Origin of the sequence: Methylopila sp. Yamaguchi (genome assembly GCF_002897035.1) — a bacterium.
Lineage (GTDB): Bacteria > Pseudomonadota > Alphaproteobacteria > Rhizobiales > Methylopilaceae > Methylopila.
Genome location: NZ_BAUX01000012.1, coordinates 1 through 15,757, shown reverse-complemented (window position 1 = coordinate 15,757; position 15,757 = coordinate 1). Strand labels below are relative to the sequence as shown.

The 15,757-nt window shown below is 72.5% G+C and carries 19 protein-coding genes; 18 read left to right on the top strand and 1 reads right to left on the bottom strand.

Going from position 1 to position 15,757, the window contains the following annotated elements:
* Window positions 1-2 precede the first annotated feature (2 nt).
* Complete coding sequence (locus tag METY_RS21100; RefSeq protein ID WP_160147359.1) at window positions 3-224, bottom strand: DUF1236 domain-containing protein; 222 nt, start codon at window positions 222-224, stop codon at window positions 3-5.
* Between the two features lies 1 nt (window position 225).
* On the opposite strand from METY_RS21100, the gene METY_RS21095 reads away from it, so the two are divergent.
* The 18 genes from METY_RS21095 to METY_RS14225 form a co-directional block, all read left to right on the top strand.
* A complete protein-coding gene (locus METY_RS21095; protein WP_160147358.1) occupies window positions 226-831 on the top strand; it encodes a hypothetical protein in 606 nt (201 codons plus the stop codon).
* 264 nt (window positions 832-1,095) lie between these two features.
* The gene (locus METY_RS14300) at window positions 1,096-2,271 is read left to right on the top strand and encodes a phage portal protein (protein ID WP_244593664.1); all 1,176 of its coding nucleotides are present in this window, start codon (window positions 1,096-1,098) and stop codon (window positions 2,269-2,271) included.
* Between the two features lie 68 nt (window positions 2,272-2,339).
* Complete coding sequence (locus METY_RS21435; protein ID WP_244593663.1) at window positions 2,340-2,750, top strand: MbcA/ParS/Xre antitoxin family protein; 411 nt, start codon at window positions 2,340-2,342, stop codon at window positions 2,748-2,750.
* Window positions 2,747-3,427 (top strand): RES family NAD+ phosphorylase, encoded by a 681-nt coding sequence (locus tag METY_RS21430; protein ID WP_244593662.1) that lies wholly within the window; start codon window positions 2,747-2,749, stop codon window positions 3,425-3,427. Before METY_RS21435 ends, METY_RS21430 begins: the two co-directional genes overlap by 4 nt.
* A gap of 197 nt (window positions 3,428-3,624) precedes the next feature.
* Window positions 3,625-4,092 (top strand): HK97 family phage prohead protease, encoded by a 468-nt coding sequence (locus METY_RS14290; protein ID WP_103122194.1) that lies wholly within the window; start codon window positions 3,625-3,627, stop codon window positions 4,090-4,092.
* A gap of 230 nt (window positions 4,093-4,322) precedes the next feature.
* Window positions 4,323-5,591 carry a phage major capsid protein gene (locus tag METY_RS14285; protein WP_103122070.1) on the top strand — a complete coding sequence of 423 codons (1,269 nt, stop codon included), beginning with the start codon at window positions 4,323-4,325 and terminating at the stop codon, window positions 5,589-5,591.
* A gap of 190 nt (window positions 5,592-5,781) precedes the next feature.
* Window positions 5,782-6,312 (top strand): head-tail connector protein, encoded by a 531-nt coding sequence (locus tag METY_RS14280; RefSeq protein WP_103122069.1) that lies wholly within the window; start codon window positions 5,782-5,784, stop codon window positions 6,310-6,312.
* Window positions 6,309-6,647 (top strand): head-tail adaptor protein, encoded by a 339-nt coding sequence (locus METY_RS14275; RefSeq protein WP_103122068.1) that lies wholly within the window; start codon window positions 6,309-6,311, stop codon window positions 6,645-6,647. Before METY_RS14280 ends, METY_RS14275 begins: the two co-directional genes overlap by 4 nt.
* A complete protein-coding gene (locus METY_RS14270) occupies window positions 6,644-7,057 on the top strand; it encodes a DUF3168 domain-containing protein (protein ID WP_103122067.1) in 414 nt (137 codons plus the stop codon). The genes METY_RS14275 and METY_RS14270 overlap by 4 nt, the downstream gene beginning before the upstream one ends.
* 21 nt (window positions 7,058-7,078) lie before the next feature.
* On the top strand, window positions 7,079-7,489 hold the full coding sequence (locus tag METY_RS14265; RefSeq protein WP_103122066.1) for a phage major tail protein, TP901-1 family: 411 nt from the start codon (window positions 7,079-7,081) through the stop codon (window positions 7,487-7,489).
* A gap of 4 nt (window positions 7,490-7,493) precedes the next feature.
* Window positions 7,494-7,856, top strand: a complete 363-nt coding sequence (locus METY_RS14260) for a gene transfer agent family protein (protein ID WP_103122065.1) — start codon at window positions 7,494-7,496, stop codon at window positions 7,854-7,856.
* Window positions 7,856-8,044, top strand: coding sequence for a rcc01693 family protein (locus METY_RS14255; protein WP_103122064.1), 189 nt, complete (start codon window positions 7,856-7,858; stop codon window positions 8,042-8,044). Before METY_RS14260 ends, METY_RS14255 begins: the two co-directional genes overlap by 1 nt.
* A complete protein-coding gene (locus METY_RS14250) occupies window positions 8,031-8,582 on the top strand; it encodes a phage tail tape measure protein (RefSeq protein ID WP_103122063.1) in 552 nt (183 codons plus the stop codon). The genes METY_RS14255 and METY_RS14250 overlap by 14 nt, the downstream gene beginning before the upstream one ends.
* Window positions 8,579-9,208 carry a DUF2460 domain-containing protein gene (locus tag METY_RS14245; RefSeq protein ID WP_103122062.1) on the top strand — a complete coding sequence of 210 codons (630 nt, stop codon included), beginning with the start codon at window positions 8,579-8,581 and terminating at the stop codon, window positions 9,206-9,208. The genes METY_RS14250 and METY_RS14245 overlap by 4 nt, the downstream gene beginning before the upstream one ends.
* Before the next feature lie 195 nt (window positions 9,209-9,403).
* Window positions 9,404-10,276 carry a DUF2163 domain-containing protein gene (locus tag METY_RS14240; protein WP_103122061.1) on the top strand — a complete coding sequence of 291 codons (873 nt, stop codon included), beginning with the start codon at window positions 9,404-9,406 and terminating at the stop codon, window positions 10,274-10,276.
* Window positions 10,269-10,826: an NlpC/P60 family protein gene (locus tag METY_RS14235; protein WP_103122060.1), complete on the top strand. Its 558-nt coding sequence runs from the start codon at window positions 10,269-10,271 to the stop codon at window positions 10,824-10,826. The genes METY_RS14240 and METY_RS14235 overlap by 8 nt, the downstream gene beginning before the upstream one ends.
* A gap of 84 nt (window positions 10,827-10,910) precedes the next feature.
* Window positions 10,911-14,846 (top strand): baseplate multidomain protein megatron, encoded by a 3,936-nt coding sequence (locus METY_RS14230; RefSeq protein ID WP_103122059.1) that lies wholly within the window; start codon window positions 10,911-10,913, stop codon window positions 14,844-14,846.
* A 29-nt stretch (window positions 14,847-14,875) separates the two neighbouring features.
* Window positions 14,876-15,757 (top strand): DUF2793 domain-containing protein (locus METY_RS14225; protein WP_146035727.1); only part of this gene is annotated, 882 nt, incomplete at its 3' end.

Sequence of the window (15,757 nt, the reverse complement as noted above, 5' to 3'; positions counted from 1 at the left end):
GCTCAGGCCTCGATGACGTAGACCACGTCGTAGGTGGCGGGATCGACGATCACGATCGTGCCGTCGTCGAGCACGAAGTAGCTGTAGTCGGCGTACTCCGGCACGATTTCGACGATGCGCGGCGGCAGCCGCTCGATCGTCACCGTGCGGGGCACCGACACGCCGACGCGGAGGTCGACGCCGATCGTCGAGCGGGAGACCTTCCGCACGCTCGGCGACGACACGATGGTCTCGCGGATCGTGCTGCGCTTCTCGCTGGAGATGCTCACCGACGTCCGGCTGGAGCTCCGGTCGCGCTCGGTCGACCGCTCGGTGGTGGTCGACCGCTCGGAGCTTGGACGCTCAGTCGTCGTCGATCGCTCCGTGCTTGAGCGGGAGCTGTCGCCGCCCATGCGTTCCCGGTCGGGCCGGTCCGTCGTCTCGCGGGCGCCGCCCGATCGCTCGGAGCGCTCGCGGAGCTTCTCGTCGCGCTCCATGGATTTCGTGTCGGACGTCGATTTCGTGTCGGCGGACGGCTTCGTGTCGGATGACGTCGCTCCGCCCGAGCGTTCGGTCGTGCCGCGCGACGTCGGCGCATCGGCCGCGGACGGGCGCCCGGACGGCGTGTCTTTGGAGGACTCTGCGGCGGACGGCCGCTCGCCGCGCATCTCCGCGCCGGACGACGATCCGCGGTCGCCGCCGCGCTCCGACCCGGCGCCGCCGGTCTCCATGCGGCTGCCGCTCGAACCGGACTCCGCCCGGCCAGCGCTCGAACCGGACTCCGCCCGTCCGGCGCCGCCGGACTCCGTGGATCGCGGGCTTTCGGATTGCGCGCCGCGTTCGGTCGACTGAGCGAGACCGGACACCGGCGAAGCGACGATCGCAAACGCGGCGACGCCGCCGAGAAGCAGATTTTTCATGACTTTGCCTTCTTCGACCGTCCGATCCGGATGGTCAATTGGGCCCCTCGGCACGCAGAACGCGCCCTTGAACACTTTGTTCCACTTGAATGTGGCGCCACGCACGTTGCAATGCGTAATTTTCGACTTTGCGATGCAGCGCAAGGCGCGATTTCGCGTCATTGTTGCTGACGTTTATAGCAAGATGGAGAGCGCCATGGCGTTTCCTTTCGCTCGCCTTCTTGGCCGGGCGCTTGAGGCGAAGGCCTCCCGCGCCGGGGGTCTGCTGGCGCTGCACGGCGGCGGACGAGCGGTGTGGAGCCCGCGCGATCCGACGAGCCTCGCCCGCGAGGGCTACCAGCGGAATCCCATCGTCCATCGTGCGGTGCGCCTGGTCGCCGAGGCCGCCGGCGGCACCCCGCTGACGCTGATGGAGGCGGGGCGGGAGCTCGAGGGGCATCCGCTCATGGCGTTGCTCGAGCGCCCGAACCCGCGGCAGGGGCGGGCGGGCCTCGTCGAGACTCTGGTCTCGCAGCTGCTGATCGCCGGCAACGCCTATGTCGAGGCGGTGACCTTGGGCGACGAGGTGCGCGAGCTTCATGCGCTGAGGCCGGACCGGATGCGCGTGGTTCCCGGCGCGGAGGGCTGGCCCGAGGCCTACGAGTACCGCGTCGGGGCCGAGCTCGTGCGCTTCGACCAGCGCGCCGAGCCGGTGCCGCCGATCCTGCACCTGACGCTGTTCCATCCGCTCGACGACCACTACGGCCTGAGCCCGCTGGAGCCTGCGGCCACCGCCCTCGACCTGCACAACGCCGCCTCCGCCTGGAACAAGGCCCTGCTCGACAACGCCGCGCGGCCCTCCGGCGCGTTGGTCTACAGGGGCGCCGAGGGGGCGAGCCTCACCGACGACCAGGTCGAACGGCTGAAGGAGGAGTTGGAAGGGCAGTTCTCCGGCGCCGCCAACGCCGGCAGGCCGCTGCTGCTCGACGGCGGGCTGGACTGGAAGCCCTTGTCCCTTTCGCCGCAGGAGATGGACTTCCTCGCCGCGAAAAACGGCGCGGCGCGGGAGATCGCGCTCGCCTTTGGGGTGCCGCCGATGCTGCTCGGCATCCCGGGCGACGCGACCTACGCCAACTATCGCGAGGCCAACCGCGCGCTGTGGCGCCAGACCGTGCTGCCGCTGCTCGGCCGCGTGGCCGAGAACCTCGCGGGATGGCTGTCGCCGGCCTATGGCGCGGCGCTGGCGCTGACCCCGGACCTCGACGCCGTCGAAGCGCTCGCCGAAGAGCGCGAGTCGCTCTGGCGCCGCGTGGGCGCGGCGGACTATCTCACTGCCGACGAGAAGCGCGCGGCGGTGGGGTACGGGGCAGGGGAGGCGTCCGGTGCCTCGTGATGATACGAAGTCCAAGCCTTGATCTCCCGTCGGCATATCATATGATATGCCCGAGGATTTCAGAGGAGATGGCGTTGGAGGCTCCCAGGGCTTTCGTCCCACCGATCCAGCCGGAGGCTACGGACAGGACAGCGACGATCGTGAAGGCGGTCGTGCGGGCCTGCGCGTTCTGGAGCCTTACGAACAGGGATGCGGCTGCGCTCTTCGACGTTCCGATCGCAACCTGGAATCGCATGAAGGCGGGGAGCTTCCACGGCCGGCTCGATCAGGACAAGATCACCCGGGCCAGCCTGATCGTCGGCATCTTCAAGGCGCTGCGGCTGCTGTTCAACCAGGACTTGGTGAGCGCCTGGCCGACCTCGCCGAACACGGGGCCGCTGTTTCAAGGCAAATCCCCGGTCGCGTTGATGATCGAGGGCGGGATCCCGCAAATGCTGAGGACCCGTCGGTATCTCGACGGCCTTCGCGGCGGCTTGTGATCCCCGAGACCGACTTCGTCGAGGGTCGCACCGTTCGGCTGATCGCCTCGGCCTACATCGACGAGCCTGCCGTCGCGCCGCTTGCGGACGACGACGAGGAACAGGCGGTTCTGAACGCCCTGGAAGGCCTCACCTCCGCGCGGCTGCGCGCTTCGGCGTTGCCGCTCGGGGTCGATCCCGGCGAGTTGCTTAATGAGAGCTACGGCTACGGCTGGTCGTTCATCAACGCGGCCTTCTGCCATGCGAAGCCTCCGGGCAACCGGTTCAACGACGAGGACCGCGGGTGCTGGTACGCGGCGTTCGGCCCGGCGGGCGCGGAGACCGCCGAGCGCGAGGTGACGTTCCACATGGCGAACGCTCTCCGCGAAGCCGGGGCGGCGCAAGAGTTGGTGGCGTACCGCCAGTTGCTCGCCGGCTTCGCGTGCCGCTTCCATGATCTACGGGACGAGCCTGGGCACCCCAGCCTGAACCCCGATCCTGCTGCCGGCTATCCCGCCGGGCAGGCTCTGGCGCGATCCATCAGGGCCGGCGGAGGAAATGGCCTTCTCTACCCGTCCGTGCGTTTTCCCAGCGGGTCGTGCCTGGCCGCGTTTCGTCCCTCGGTGATTCAAAACGTGCGTCAGGGCGATCAGGTCGTGTTCGCATGGGACGGCGTTCGCATGAGCAAGGTGTCCTGAGCCGACCACCGCGCGCGCAGCCGTTGGTGCGCGACAACGGCCGACTAACTGATCCCGTTCGGGCCCGCTTCGGCGGGCTTTTTCGTGCCTGCGGTCCGGTTCGTCCGTCCTCTCAGCGAGGTGAGCCCATGCCCGAAACGCTTATCCGGCGGGTCGCCGACCCGTCGCGCCTGCGCGCTCGCGCCGAGACCAAGCGCCTGCCCGTTTCGCCCGCCGTCTCTGTCGACGGGACGATCGAGGGCTACGCCAGCCTGTTCGACGTGGTCGATCTCGGCCGCGACCGGGTGGCGCGCGGGGCCTTCGCGGCGAGCCTCGCCCGGCGGGGCCCGCGCGGCGTGCGCTTTCTGTTCCAGCACGACCCGGCCGAGCCGATCGGCGCTTGGGAGAGCCTCGCCGAGGACCGGCGCGGCCTGCGCGTCCGCGGGCGGCTCAACCTGGCCGTGACCCGCGCCCGCGAGGTGCATGCGCTGCTGCGCCAGGGCGGGCTCGATGGCCTGTCCATCGGGTTTCGCCCCGTTCGCCACGCCCGCGAGCCCGGCGGCGTGCGCCGTCTCGTCGAGGTCGACCTCTGGGAAATCTCGGTCGTCACCTTCCCGATGCTGCCCGACGCCCGCGTCGGCGCGGTGAAGGGCTCTTCTCCCTTCCTCCAACCCGCGCCGGCTTGACCCGGACCGGCGTCCTCAAGCTCTCCGTCGTCCTCCGGCTTGACCGGGGGACCCATCGCCGGCGTCGAGCCCGTCCGCGATGGATGGTCCGGTCAAGCCGGACCAAGACGGCGCGGGGAGACGACGCCAGCCGCTTTTCGACGTCATCCGCGCGAGCTCTCGTCCCCGGCTTCCGGTCGGGGTCGCCAGAGCCGCGCGCCTTGCTTCCTCAGCACGAAAGGTCTTCGTCCATGACGTTCTCCGATTTCGCCTCGCCTGAAACCAAGGCGGCGGGCGCCGCGCCCTCCAGCCTCGAGGTGGTCCACGCCTTCGACGACTTCATGCGCGCCTTCGAGAGCTTCAAGGAGGTGAACGACGAGCGGCTGGCCGAGATCGAGCAGCGACTGTCGCCGGACCCGGTGACCAGCGAGAAGCTCGCCCGGCTGGACGACGCGCTCGACCGGCAGCAGAAGCTGCTGGACGATCTCGCGCTCAAAGGCCGCCGGCCGGCGCTGGAGGCCGCGGGCTCGCCCGCGCGGCTCGTGATCCGCGAGCACAAGGCGGCGTTCGACGCCTATGTCCGCCGCGGCGAGGTTTCCTCGCTCAAAGGACTCGAGTCCAAGGCGCTTGTCGCCGGCACCGACGCCCAGGGCGGCTATCTGGTTCCGGAGGAGACCGAGCGCGAGATCGGCCGCAAGCTCGCCGAGGTCTCGCCGATCCGCGCCATCGCCAGCGTGCAGCAGGTGACGGCCTCCGTGTTCCGCAAGCCGTTCGCGACCGAAGGCTTCGCCTCCGGCTGGGCGGCGGAGACCGCGGCCCGCGCCCAGTCCGCGACGCCGGCGCTGGACGAGCTGGCCTTCCCCGCCATGGAGCTGTTCGCCATGCCGGCGGCGACGCAGACGCTGCTGGACGACGCCGCGGTCGACCTCGACCAGTGGATCGCCCAGGAGGTCGAAACCGCCTTCGCCGAGCAGGAAAGCGTGGCCTTCGTCACCGGCGACGGCGTGACCCGCCCGCAAGGCTTCCTGACGCCGACCAAGGTGGCGAACGCCAGCTGGACCTGGGGTTCGATCGGCTATGTGGCGACGGGCGCAGCCGGCGCCTTCCCGGCGAGCAACCCTTCCGACAAGCTGCTCGACCTCGTCTACGCGCTCCGCTCCGGCTACCGGCGCAACGCCCATTTCGTGATGAACCGGCGCACGCAGGCGACCGTCCGCAAGCTCAAGGACGCCGATGGGCGGTACCTGTGGGAGCCGCCGGCCGCGCCGGGCGCCGAAGCCACGCTGATGGGCTTCCCGCTTGTCGAGGCCGAGGCCATGCCCGACGTCGCGGCGGACGCTCACGCCATCGCCTTCGGCGACTTCCGCCGCGGCTATCTGGTGGTGGACCGGATCGGCGTGCGCACCCTGCGCGATCCCTTCACCTCCAAGCCCTACGTGCTGTTCTACACCACGAAGCGGGTCGGCGGCGGCGTGCAGGACTTCGACGCCATCAAGACGCTGCGGTTCAGCGCGAGCTGATCCATCTCGTCATGCCCGCCTTGGCGGGCATCCACGACTTGCCCGCAATCGACGCGTTCGACGCCGCAGTCGTGGATGCCCGTGGGAAAGCGCCGGCGTGACGGGGAGGGAGCCCGATCGCCTTCATCTGTCTTCCCTGCGCCCGCCGGCGTCCCGGCGGGCGTTTTCGTATCACGAGGGTCCCAAGCCCATGCCCGCCGTTCTTCTCACCGCGCCCGCGGCCGAGCCTCTCGGTCTGGCGGACGCGAAGGCCTATCTGCGCCTGGAGCACGACGCCGAGGATGACCTCGTGCTCGCGCTGATCGCGAGCGCCCGCGACACGGTCGAACGGCTGACGCGCCGGGTGCTGGTCGCCCAGCGCTGGCGGCTCGACGCGGCCGCGCCGGCGGATGGCGTCATCGCGCTGAAACCCCGGCCGGTGCGCGACGTCGAGGAGGTGCGCGTGCGCCGCCCGGACGGCGGACTGGACGCGGTCGATCCCGCCGACTGGCGCTTCGACTGGGCGGCGGAGCGGCTGACGTTGCTGCGTCCGCCTCCGGTGGGCCGGATCGTCGAGATCGACATGGCCTGCGGCTATGGCGCGCCGGAGGAGATCCCGGAGTCGCTGCGGCTCGCGCTGCGCCGGCTGGTGGCGGACGGCTTCGAGCGCCGCAGCGCGAGCGACGGGCCGCCCGCCGACGTCGCGGGGCTGCTCGCGCCCTATCGAGAGCTTCGGCTGTGAGCGGCGTGGTCGCGCTTCCCCTCGGCGCCCTGCGGCGGCAGGTCGAGATCCTCGCGCCGGTCGAGACGCCGGACGGCGCCGGCGGCGTCGCGCGCAGCTTCGCCAGCGCCGGCGAGGCGTTCGCGAGCGTCGAGCCGCTGAACGCCGCGGAGACCCAACGCGGCTTCGCGCTTGGTCTCTCCCGGCTCTACCGCGTGACGCTGCGCGCCCGCGGCGACCTCACCGGCGGCCATCGCGTGCTCTGGCGCGAGCGGACGTTCGATGTGCTTTCCGTGCGCCTGGCCGACGCCGACGAGCGGTTCGAGGAGTTGCTCTGCGAGGAGACGACGCCGTGAGCGAAACCTCCTCCACCTTGTCGCTTCGCGCAGCCGTGTACCAGCACGTTACTTCCGATGCGGCGCTCGCCGCGCTGCTCGGAGGCGCCCGCGTCTACGACGAGCCGCCCCGCGCGGCCGCGGCGCCCTACGTCGCGCTCGGCGGCGTCGAGACTCGCGACGTCTCGGGCGACGCCGCGCCGGTCGAAGAACACCTGTTCGCGCTGGAGGTGGTGTCGCGCGAGGGCGGACTGGCGGAGGCGCTTAAGGTGGCCGACCGGCTGGTGCGCCGGCTCGACGGCGCCGCGCTCGCGCCCCAAGGCCACCGCCTTGCGAGCCTCTCCTGGCGCTTCACGGACTCCGGCCGCGCCGCCGAGAACGGCCTTCGCCGCGCGACCGTCTCGTTCCGCGCGGTCACCGAACCGCTCTGACGTCATTCCTCGAGGAACACCATGGCCATCCAGAAGGGCAAGGACCTGCTGCTCAAGATCGCCGACGGCGCTGGCGGCTTCACCACGGTGGCGGGGCTGCGCTCGCGCTCGCTGTCGTTCAACGCGGAGCCGGTCGACGTGACCCATTCCGAGAGCGCCGGGCGGTGGCGGGAGCTGCTGGCCGGCGCCGGCGCGAAGCGGGCGAGCGTCGCCGGCGCCGGCGTCTTCCGCGACGACGCCTCCGACGCGCTGGTGCGCGGCCTCGTCTTCGACGGGGCGGCGGCCGTGTTCCAGATCGTGATCCCCGACTTCGGCCGGGTGGAGGGGCCGTTCCAGGTGACGGGCCTCGACTACCGCGGCGACCACGCCGGCGAGGTCGTCTACGACCTCGCGCTCGAGAGCGCCGGCGCGCTCGCCTTCACGGCGATCTGAGGCCATGGCCGCAAACCGCCGCCGCGGCGAAACGGAGGCCGTGTTCGACGGCCGCCCGCGCCGCCTGGTGCTCACCCTCGGCGCGCTGGCCGAGCTCGAGGCCGCCTTCGGGGTCGCCGACCTCACCGCGCTGGCCGAGCGCTTCGAGAGCGGCCGGCTCTCGGCGCGCGACGCGACGCTCATCCTGGCCGCCGGCCTGCGCGCCGCAGGCGAGGAGATCGCCGACGCCGAGGTCGCGCGTCTCGTCCATGCGGAGGGCGCCGCCGGCTACGTCCGCGCGGTGGCCGATCTCCTGCAGGCGACCTTCGGCGGCGCGGGGGAGGGCGCGCCGGGCGAGGCGAACGGCCCTTTCCCTGGAACGAGCTGATGGGCTTCGGCCTCGGCGTGCTGCGGCTGAGCCCCGAGGCCTTCTGGCGCGCGACCCCGCGGGAGATCGCGGCGGCGGCCGACGGCCTGACGCGCCGCCACGCCGGGCCGAAGCCGCTCGCCCGCGCCGAACTCGCCGCCCTGATCGCCCGCTTTCCCGATGAGGAGGTCTCCCATGGCCGGACCTGAACCCGTGTCCCTCGACGTCCGGGTCGACCTGACCCGCTTCCGCCGCGAGATGACCGACGCCCAGCGCCTCGCGCGCGGCTTCGGCTCCGCGATCGGCGACGCGCTGGAAGGCGGGGTCGTGAAGGGGCGCTCGCTGTCCGATGTGCTGAAGGGGCTTGGGTCCCGCCTCTCGGAGCTTGCGCTGTCCGCCGCGCTCAGGCCGGCTGAGAGGGCGGTCGGCGGCATGTTTTCAAATCTCATGTCCAGCCTGTTGGGCGGCCTCACGCCGATGGCCAAAGGCGGCGTGCTTTCGGCTCCCACCGTTCTGTCCGGCGGCGGCGCGGCCATGGCGCTCGCCGGGGAAGCCGGACCGGAAGCCGTGCTGCCGCTCGCCCGCGGCGCGGACGGACGGCTCGGCGTGGCGTCGGGCGGGGGAGGGGGCGGCGGGTCGGTGACGGTCAACATCACGACGCCCGACGTCGAAGGCTTCCGCCGTTCCGAGGGCCAGGTCTCCGCCGCGCTCGCGCGGGCCGTGGCGCGCGGGAGGCGGGGCCTGTGACCGCCTTTCACGAGGTGCGTTTCCCCACCGATATCGCCCGCGGAGCGCGCGGCGGGCCGGAGCGGAGGACGGAGATCGCGACGCTCGGCTCCGGCTTTGAGGAGCGCAACGCCGTCTGGGCGCACTCGCGCCGGCGGTGGGACGCGGGGCTCGGCGTGCGGACCCTCGCCCAACTCGCGGCCGTCGTCGCCTTCTTCGAGGAGCGACGCGGCCGGCTTTACGGCTTCCGCTTCAAGGATCCGCTGGACAACGCGTCGTCCGCGCCGGGCGTCGCGGTCTCAGCGACCGATCAGGTGATCGGCTCCGGAGACGGCACGAACCGCCGGTTCGCCCTGACCAAGACCTACGGCGGCGCCTTCGACCCCTATGTCCGGCCGATCGCGAAGCCCGTGGCGGGTTCGGTCGTCGTCGCCGTCGCGGGCGTCGCGACGACCGCCTTCGCGCTCGACCTGACCGACGGCGCAGTCGTGCTCGACGTCCCGCCCTCGGCCGGCGCCGCCGTCTCCGCCGGCTTCCGGTTCGACGTGCCGGCGCGGTTCGACATGGACCGGCTGGAGATCGACCTCGCCGCCTTCGAGGCCGGCGCGATCCCGTCGATCCCGGTGGTCGAGATCCGGCTGAGGTAAACGCGGGCGGGGGCGACCCCGCCATGGGCCACCCTCAGCCGTCGTCCTCCGGCTTGACCGGAGGACCCACCGCCGGCGTCGGCGCCACGCCCGACGTGGATGGTCCGGTCAAGCCGGACCACGACGGGGAGGGTGGCTCCGAGGGTCGCGCGGCGTCCTCAAGATCACCTGACCCTTCGTCAGAAAGGCGTCCTCATGCGTGACATCCCCGAACCCATGGCGGCGGCGCTCGCCTCCGGCGCCACCACCTTCGCGCGGCTGTGGCGGCTCGCGCGGCGGGACGGCGTCGTGCTGGGCTTCACCGATCACGACCGCGATCTCGTCGTCGCGGGCGAGACCTACCGCGCGGAAAGCGGCATGACGGCGTCGGCCGCCGAAGCGGCGCTCGGCCTCGCCGCCGGCGGGCTCGACGTTGTGGGCGCGCTGGACGACGCGGGCTTGAGCGAGATCGACCTCGCCCGCGGGCTCTACGACGGCGCCTCGGTCACGCTGTCTCTGGTCGACTGGCGCGCGGCGGGCGCGCCGCTGCTGCTGTTTGCGGGCGTCCTCGGCGAGGTGGCGCGGGAGCGCAGCCTGTTCACCGCGGAGCTCCGCGGCCTCGCCTCGGCGCTGCAGCAGCCGCAGGGACGGCTCTATCAACGCGCCTGCGACGCGGAGCTGGGCGACATCCGTTGCGGCGTGGACCTCAGCGCGCCCGCCCACCGCGCGGAGGGCGTGGTCACCGAGATCCGCGGCGCCCGCGCCTTCCGCGCCGAGGCGCTGGCGGGGCGCGGAGCCGTCTTCACGCGGGGACGGCTGACCTGGACCGACGGCGCGAACGCAGGCTCCGTCTCGGAGCTGAGACGCCACGATGGGACGGAGGCGGAGTGCGCCGAGACGCCGGCCATGGCGCTCGCCGTGGGCGACGCCTTCACGGTCACGGCGGGTTGCGACAAGAGCTTCACGACCTGCCGTAAACGCTTCATCAACCATAAGAACTTCCGCGGTTTCCCGCACATGCCGGGCAACGACTGGCTCACCGGCTCCGCGCGCTCCGACGGCGACAACGACGGAGGACGACTTGTCTAAGATCTTGGATGAACAACGGCGCCCAACGCTCGAAGCCGACAGGGTCGTGGCGGCGGCGCGGGCCTGGGTCGGAACGCCCTATCGCCATCAGGCGAGCCTGATGGGCGCCGGCGCCGACTGCCTCGGAGTGGTCCGCGGCGTCTGGCGCGAGTTGATCGGCCCGGAGCCGGAAGCGCTCGCGCCCTACGCCCGGACGTGGGCGGAGGACGGCGGCGCGGAGATGCTGCTCTCCGCGGCCCGCCGGCGCCTCGTCGAGCTGCCGCCGGACGAGATCGCGCCGGGCGACGTCCTGCTGTTCCGGGTTCGCCGCGACGGCCCGGCGCGGCACGCAGGCGTCGCGACGGGAGCCGCCGCCATGGTCCATGCCTACGACGGCCACGCGGTCGCCGAGACCGCGATTCCGGACGTCTGGCGGCGGCGGCTGGTCGCACGGTTTCGGTTTCCGGCGGCGGGGCCTCGAGCCGAAGTCCGCGCTTCCAGACGCGCCTACGGCGCTCCTCGAACCATGAGGGGACCTGAGGCTCGAAGCTCCCGGACCTCCTCATGCTGAGGAGCCTCGCGTTTGCGCAGCGTCTCGAAGCACGCACTCCGCTCGAGCGCATTCTTCGGCTTTCCGAAACTGAGGACCACGCCCATGGCCGTGCTTGCGCTCACCGCGATCGGGGCCGCGATCGGCGGCTCGCTGCTGCCCAGCGGGATCACGCTTCTCGGCGCCACGCTGTCCGGGGCGGCCATCGGCTCGGCGATCGGCGGGCTCGCGGGATCCGCGCTCGACCAGGCCCTGTTCGGGACGACGCAGCGGAGCAGAGGCCCGCGGCTCGACGACCTGCGCGTCACCGCCTCCACCGAGGGCGCGGCCGTGACGCGGCTCTTCGGGCGCATGCGCCTCGGCGGTCAGATCATCTGGGCCGCGCGCTTCCGGGAGGACGCGAACACCGAAAGCTCCGGCGGCAAGGGCGGCGGCCCGAAGGCGGAGGTCACGACCTACGCCTATTACGCAAGCTTCGCGCTCGGCCTCTGCGAAGGCCCGATCGACGGGATCGGCCGCATCTGGACGGATGGGCGGGAGATCGCGAAGGACGCGTTCGAGATCCGGCTTTACCGCGGCACCGAAGATCAGGAGCCGGACCCGAAGATCGTCGCAGTGGAGGGCGCGGACTTCGCGCCGGCCTACCGCGGGCTCGCCTATCTGGTGTTCGAGGAGCTGCCGCTCGAGGATTTCGGCAATCGCGTACCGCAGATCACGGTGGAGGTGCTCCGCCGCCCTCCCTCCGGGGAGCCGGCGCTGGAGGACCTCGTCACCGGCGTGACGCTGATCCCTGGCGCGGCGGAGTTCGCCTACGCGACCGAGCCTGTGGAGCGGCGGGTCGCATTCGGCGCCTGGGCCTCCGAGAACGTCCACACCGGCGCCGAGAAGGCCGACCTTCTGGTCGCGCTCGACGAACTGGAGACCGCGGCGCCGCAGGCCTCCTGCGTCTCGCTGATCGTGGCCTGGCATGGTGCGGACCTGCGCGTCGGCCACTGTCAGATCCGCCCCAAGGTCGAGACCGGGACCAAGCCCACGCGGCCATGGAGCTGGCGCGTCTCGGGTCGCACGCGCGACGAGGTCGAGATCGTGTCGCAGTTCGACGGCGCCCCGGCGCTCGGCGGCGCGCCTGCGGACCGGGCGATCTGGCAAGCGATCCGCGAGATGAACGACCGCGGACTGAAGGTGATGCTGACGCCCTTCATGCTGATGGACGTCCCCGCCGGCAACGGCCTGCCCGATCCTTATGGCGCCGGGGAGCAGCCGCCCTATCCGTGGCGCGGCCGCGTCACCTGCCACCCGGCCCCGGGCCGGCCGGGCTCCCCGGACGGGACGGCGGCGATCGCCGCCGACGTGGCGGCGTTCTTCGGGGCTGCGGAGGCCGGCGACTTCCACTGGGACGACGACGACCGCACCGTCGACTACGACGGCCCGGACGAGTGGTCCTACCGCCGCTTCGTGCTGCACATGGCGCGGATCGCGAAGGCGGCCGGCGGGGTCGACGCCTTCCTGATCGGCTCCGAGATGGTGGGGCTGACCACGCTCCGGGACGGGCCGTCGAGCTACCCCGCCGTCGAAGCGCTGCGGGCGCTCGCCGCCGAGGTCCGCGCGCTGCTGCCCGACGTCCGCATCGGCTACGGAGCGGACTGGACGGAGTACTCAAACCACCGGCCGGGCGATGGCTCCGGCGACGTGCACTTCCATCTCGACCCGCTCTGGGCGGACCCGAACATCGACTTCGTCGGCGTCGACAACTACGTGCCGCTCGCCGACTGGCGCGAGGGCGCAGCCCATCTCGACGCACTCGCGGGCGCTAAGAGCCCCTACGATCTCGCCTATCTCGATGGGAACGTCGAAGGCGGCGAGGGCTACGACTGGTTCTACGCGACCTCCGCCGACCGCGCGGCGCAGGTCCGCACGCCGATCGTCGACACGGCCCACGGCGAGCACTGGGTGTTCCGGGTCAAGGACTTCCGAAACTGGTGGGAGAGCCCGCACCACGACCGTCCCGGCGGCGTCCGGCAGGCGACGCCGACGGCCTGGGTCCCGCAGTCGAAGCCGATCGTGTTCTGCGAGATCGGGTGCGCGGGCGTGGACAAGGGCGCGAACCAGCCCAACGTGTTCGTGGACGGCAAATCGTCGGAGAGCGCCACGCCGTGGTTCTCCAACGGCCGCCGCGACGACCTCGCCCAGCGCGCCTATCTCACGGCGCAGCTCACGCACTGGGGCCGCTGGAGCGGGAACAATCCTCTGTCGGAGGTCACCGGCGAACGGATGATTGACCCGGTCCGGCTGTTCATCTGGACCTGGGACGCGCGGCCATTCCCTGCGTTTCCCGTGCGCAGCGACGTCTGGGCCGACGCCGACAACTGGGGGCGCGGGCACTGGCTGTCAGGCCGGCTGGGGCAGGTGCCCTTGCGCGACGTCGTCGCCGATCTCGGCCGGCCGGTGGATGCGCCGCTCGCGCTCGAGAGCCTCGACGGGCTGGTGCGCGGTTATGCGCTCGACCAGGTGATGAGCGCCCGCGACGCCATCGAGCCCCTGCTCGAGGCCTATGGGGCCCGCGCGCGGGCGAGGGGCGAGGCGATCGAGATTGCGAACCGCGCCGACGGGCCCCTGGCCGACCTGACCCCGGACGACTTGGTCGATCCGGGCGACCGGAGCGCGGCCTTCCGGCTCACCCGCGCCCAGGCCTCCGAGGTGCCTGCCGTGCTGAAGCTGCGCTACGTCGAGCCTGCGCTCGACTACCGCTCGAGCGCCGTCGAGGCCCGGCGGCTCGGCGGCGAGGGGCGCGCGGTGGCGGAGCGCTCGCTGCCGATCGCCTTCTCGCCCGTCGAGGCGCAGGCGATCGCGGACGGCCTGCTGATCGAGGCCTCCGTCCAGCGCGAGCGGGCGGAGTGGACCCTGCCGCCGGGCCGTCTCGCGCTGGAGCCGGGCGACCTCGTCACCTTCACTGCGCAAGGCCGCACGATGCTGATGCGGCTCGACGAGGTCGGCGACGAGTATGTGCGGCCCGCAAAGGCCACGCGCGCCGACCCCGACGCCCGCAACGTGGAGCCCGTCGCGGGCGAGACGCGGCCGCCGCCGGCGAGCGCGTTGCCGGTCGCCCCGGTGTTCGAGGCGCTCGACCTGCCGCTGATCGCGGGCGACGAGGCGCCCCACGCTCTGCGTCTCGCCGCCTACGCCCGGCCCTGGACGCCAGTCGCCGTCTACCGCTCCCGCGACGGCGCGGGCTTCGCGCTCGATCAGCTGCTGAGAACGCCGGCGACCATCGGCCGGCTCGACGCGCCGCTCGGCTTCCACGCCTCCGGCCGGTTCGACCGGACCAACGCGCTGGTGGTCGAGCTCGGGCCGGACCGCGCGCTCGAAAGCGTGACGGAGGCCGCGCTGTTCGCAGGAGCCAACGTCGCGGCGGTGAAGGGGCCGTCAGGCGCTTGGGAGGTTCTGCAGTTCCGCGCGGCGGAGCTCGTGGGGCCGAACCTCTGGCGGCTGACGGAGCTCCTGCGCGGCCAATGCGGCACGGAGGACGCCATCGGCGCGCCGACGCCTGCGAACGCCGCTTTCGTCCTGATCACGGCGGCGACGCCGGTCTCGAGCCTGCCCGAAGGCGACCGCGGGTTGGACGTGACGTGGCGGGTGGGCCCCTCCACCAAGCCACGGGACGACGCAACCTATGGGAGCTACGTCGTCGGCGCCGGCGCGCGCGGCCTGACGCCGCTCGCCCCGGTGCGGCTGGCCGCGCGCCGCGAGCCGGGCGGCGACGTGGCGCTGCGCTGGATCCGCCGCACCCGCGTGGGCGGCGACGACTTCGACGCCCGCGAGGTGCGGCTGGCCGAGGAGACCGAGGCCTACGAGGTCGCGATCCTCGACGGCGCCGGCGCCGCGCTCCGCACGCTCGCCGCATCCGCGCAGGCCGCGACCTACGCCGCCGCCGACCAGACGGCGGATTTCGGCGCCTTGCCGGCGGCCTTCGATTTCGAGGTCCGCCAGCTCTCCGCCGTGGTCGGCCCCGGGCTGCCCGCCAGAGGCCGCTTCGGAAGCTGACCGCTTCTCACTTCTTCTTGGAGACGACCATGAGCGCGAGCCCCCATCTCGGCCTCGGCTATCTCGCGCCGTCGCAGGCGCAGAAGCACGTCACCGTCAACGAGGCCTTCCGGCGCCTCGACGCGCTGGTGCAGCTCGGCGTGCTGGACCGGGACCGCGTCGCGCCGCCGTCCGCCCCGGCGGAGGGCGACCGCCACATCGTGGGCGTGGGCGCGACCGGCGCCTGGGCTGGGAAGGACGGCCAGATCGCGGCCTTCCTCGACGGCGCCTGGGTGTTCGTCGAGCCGAAGCCGGGATGGCTCGCCTACAACGCGGCGACGACGGAGCTCGTTGCGCGGCTGGGCGGCGCCTGGGTCAACGCCGTCGGCGCGCTCGCGAGCCTCGACGGGCTGGCGCGGCTCGGGATCTCCGCGACGGCGGACGACGTCAACCGCCTCGTCGTCGCCTCCGCCGCGGCGCTGTTCACGCATGCCGGGGCCGGCGTGCAGCTCAAGCTCAACAAGGCGACGGCCGCCGACACCGCCAGCCTGCTGCTGCAGACCGGCTACGGCGGACGCGCCGAGTTCGGGCTGATCGGCTCGGACGCGCTGGCGCTCAAGGTCTCGGCGGACGGGGCGAGCTGGACGACCGTGCTGGAGATCGCCGGCGCCACCGGCGTCGCGAGCTTCGCCCGGTCCCCCCAGCGCACGCAGGTCGACGTGTTCACGGCGAACGCTGCCTGGACGAAGCCGGCCTGGGCCGGGCGCGTGCTGGTGCTGCTCACCGGCGGGGGCGGAGGCGGGGGCGGCGGGGCCTGCGGAGACACGGCCGCCGCGCGCGGGGGCGGAGGCGGGGGCGGCGCGGGCGCTTTCGCGGCCATGGAGTTTCTGGGCGATGAGATCACCGCCGACTGCGGCGTCGTGATCGGCGCG

Coding starts and splice junctions, on each gene's coding strand:
- METY_RS21095 (WP_160147358.1), top strand. CDS start 226: ATGGTCTCGCGGATCGTGCTGCGCTTCTCGCTGGAGATGCTCACCGAC.
- METY_RS14300 (WP_244593664.1), top strand. CDS start 1,096: ATGGCGTTTCCTTTCGCTCGCCTTCTTGGCCGGGCGCTTGAGGCGAAG.
- METY_RS21435 (WP_244593663.1), top strand. CDS start 2,340: ATGGCGTTGGAGGCTCCCAGGGCTTTCGTCCCACCGATCCAGCCGGAG.
- METY_RS14285 (WP_103122070.1), top strand. CDS start 4,323: ATGACGTTCTCCGATTTCGCCTCGCCTGAAACCAAGGCGGCGGGCGCC.
- METY_RS14280 (WP_103122069.1), top strand. CDS start 5,782: ATGCCCGCCGTTCTTCTCACCGCGCCCGCGGCCGAGCCTCTCGGTCTG.
- METY_RS14265 (WP_103122066.1), top strand. CDS start 7,079: ATGGCCATCCAGAAGGGCAAGGACCTGCTGCTCAAGATCGCCGACGGC.
- METY_RS14260 (WP_103122065.1), top strand. CDS start 7,494: ATGGCCGCAAACCGCCGCCGCGGCGAAACGGAGGCCGTGTTCGACGGC.
- METY_RS14255 (WP_103122064.1), top strand. CDS start 7,856: ATGGGCTTCGGCCTCGGCGTGCTGCGGCTGAGCCCCGAGGCCTTCTGG.
- METY_RS14250 (WP_103122063.1), top strand. CDS start 8,031: ATGGCCGGACCTGAACCCGTGTCCCTCGACGTCCGGGTCGACCTGACC.
- METY_RS14240 (WP_103122061.1), top strand. CDS start 9,404: ATGCGTGACATCCCCGAACCCATGGCGGCGGCGCTCGCCTCCGGCGCC.
- METY_RS14230 (WP_103122059.1), top strand. CDS start 10,911: ATGGCCGTGCTTGCGCTCACCGCGATCGGGGCCGCGATCGGCGGCTCG.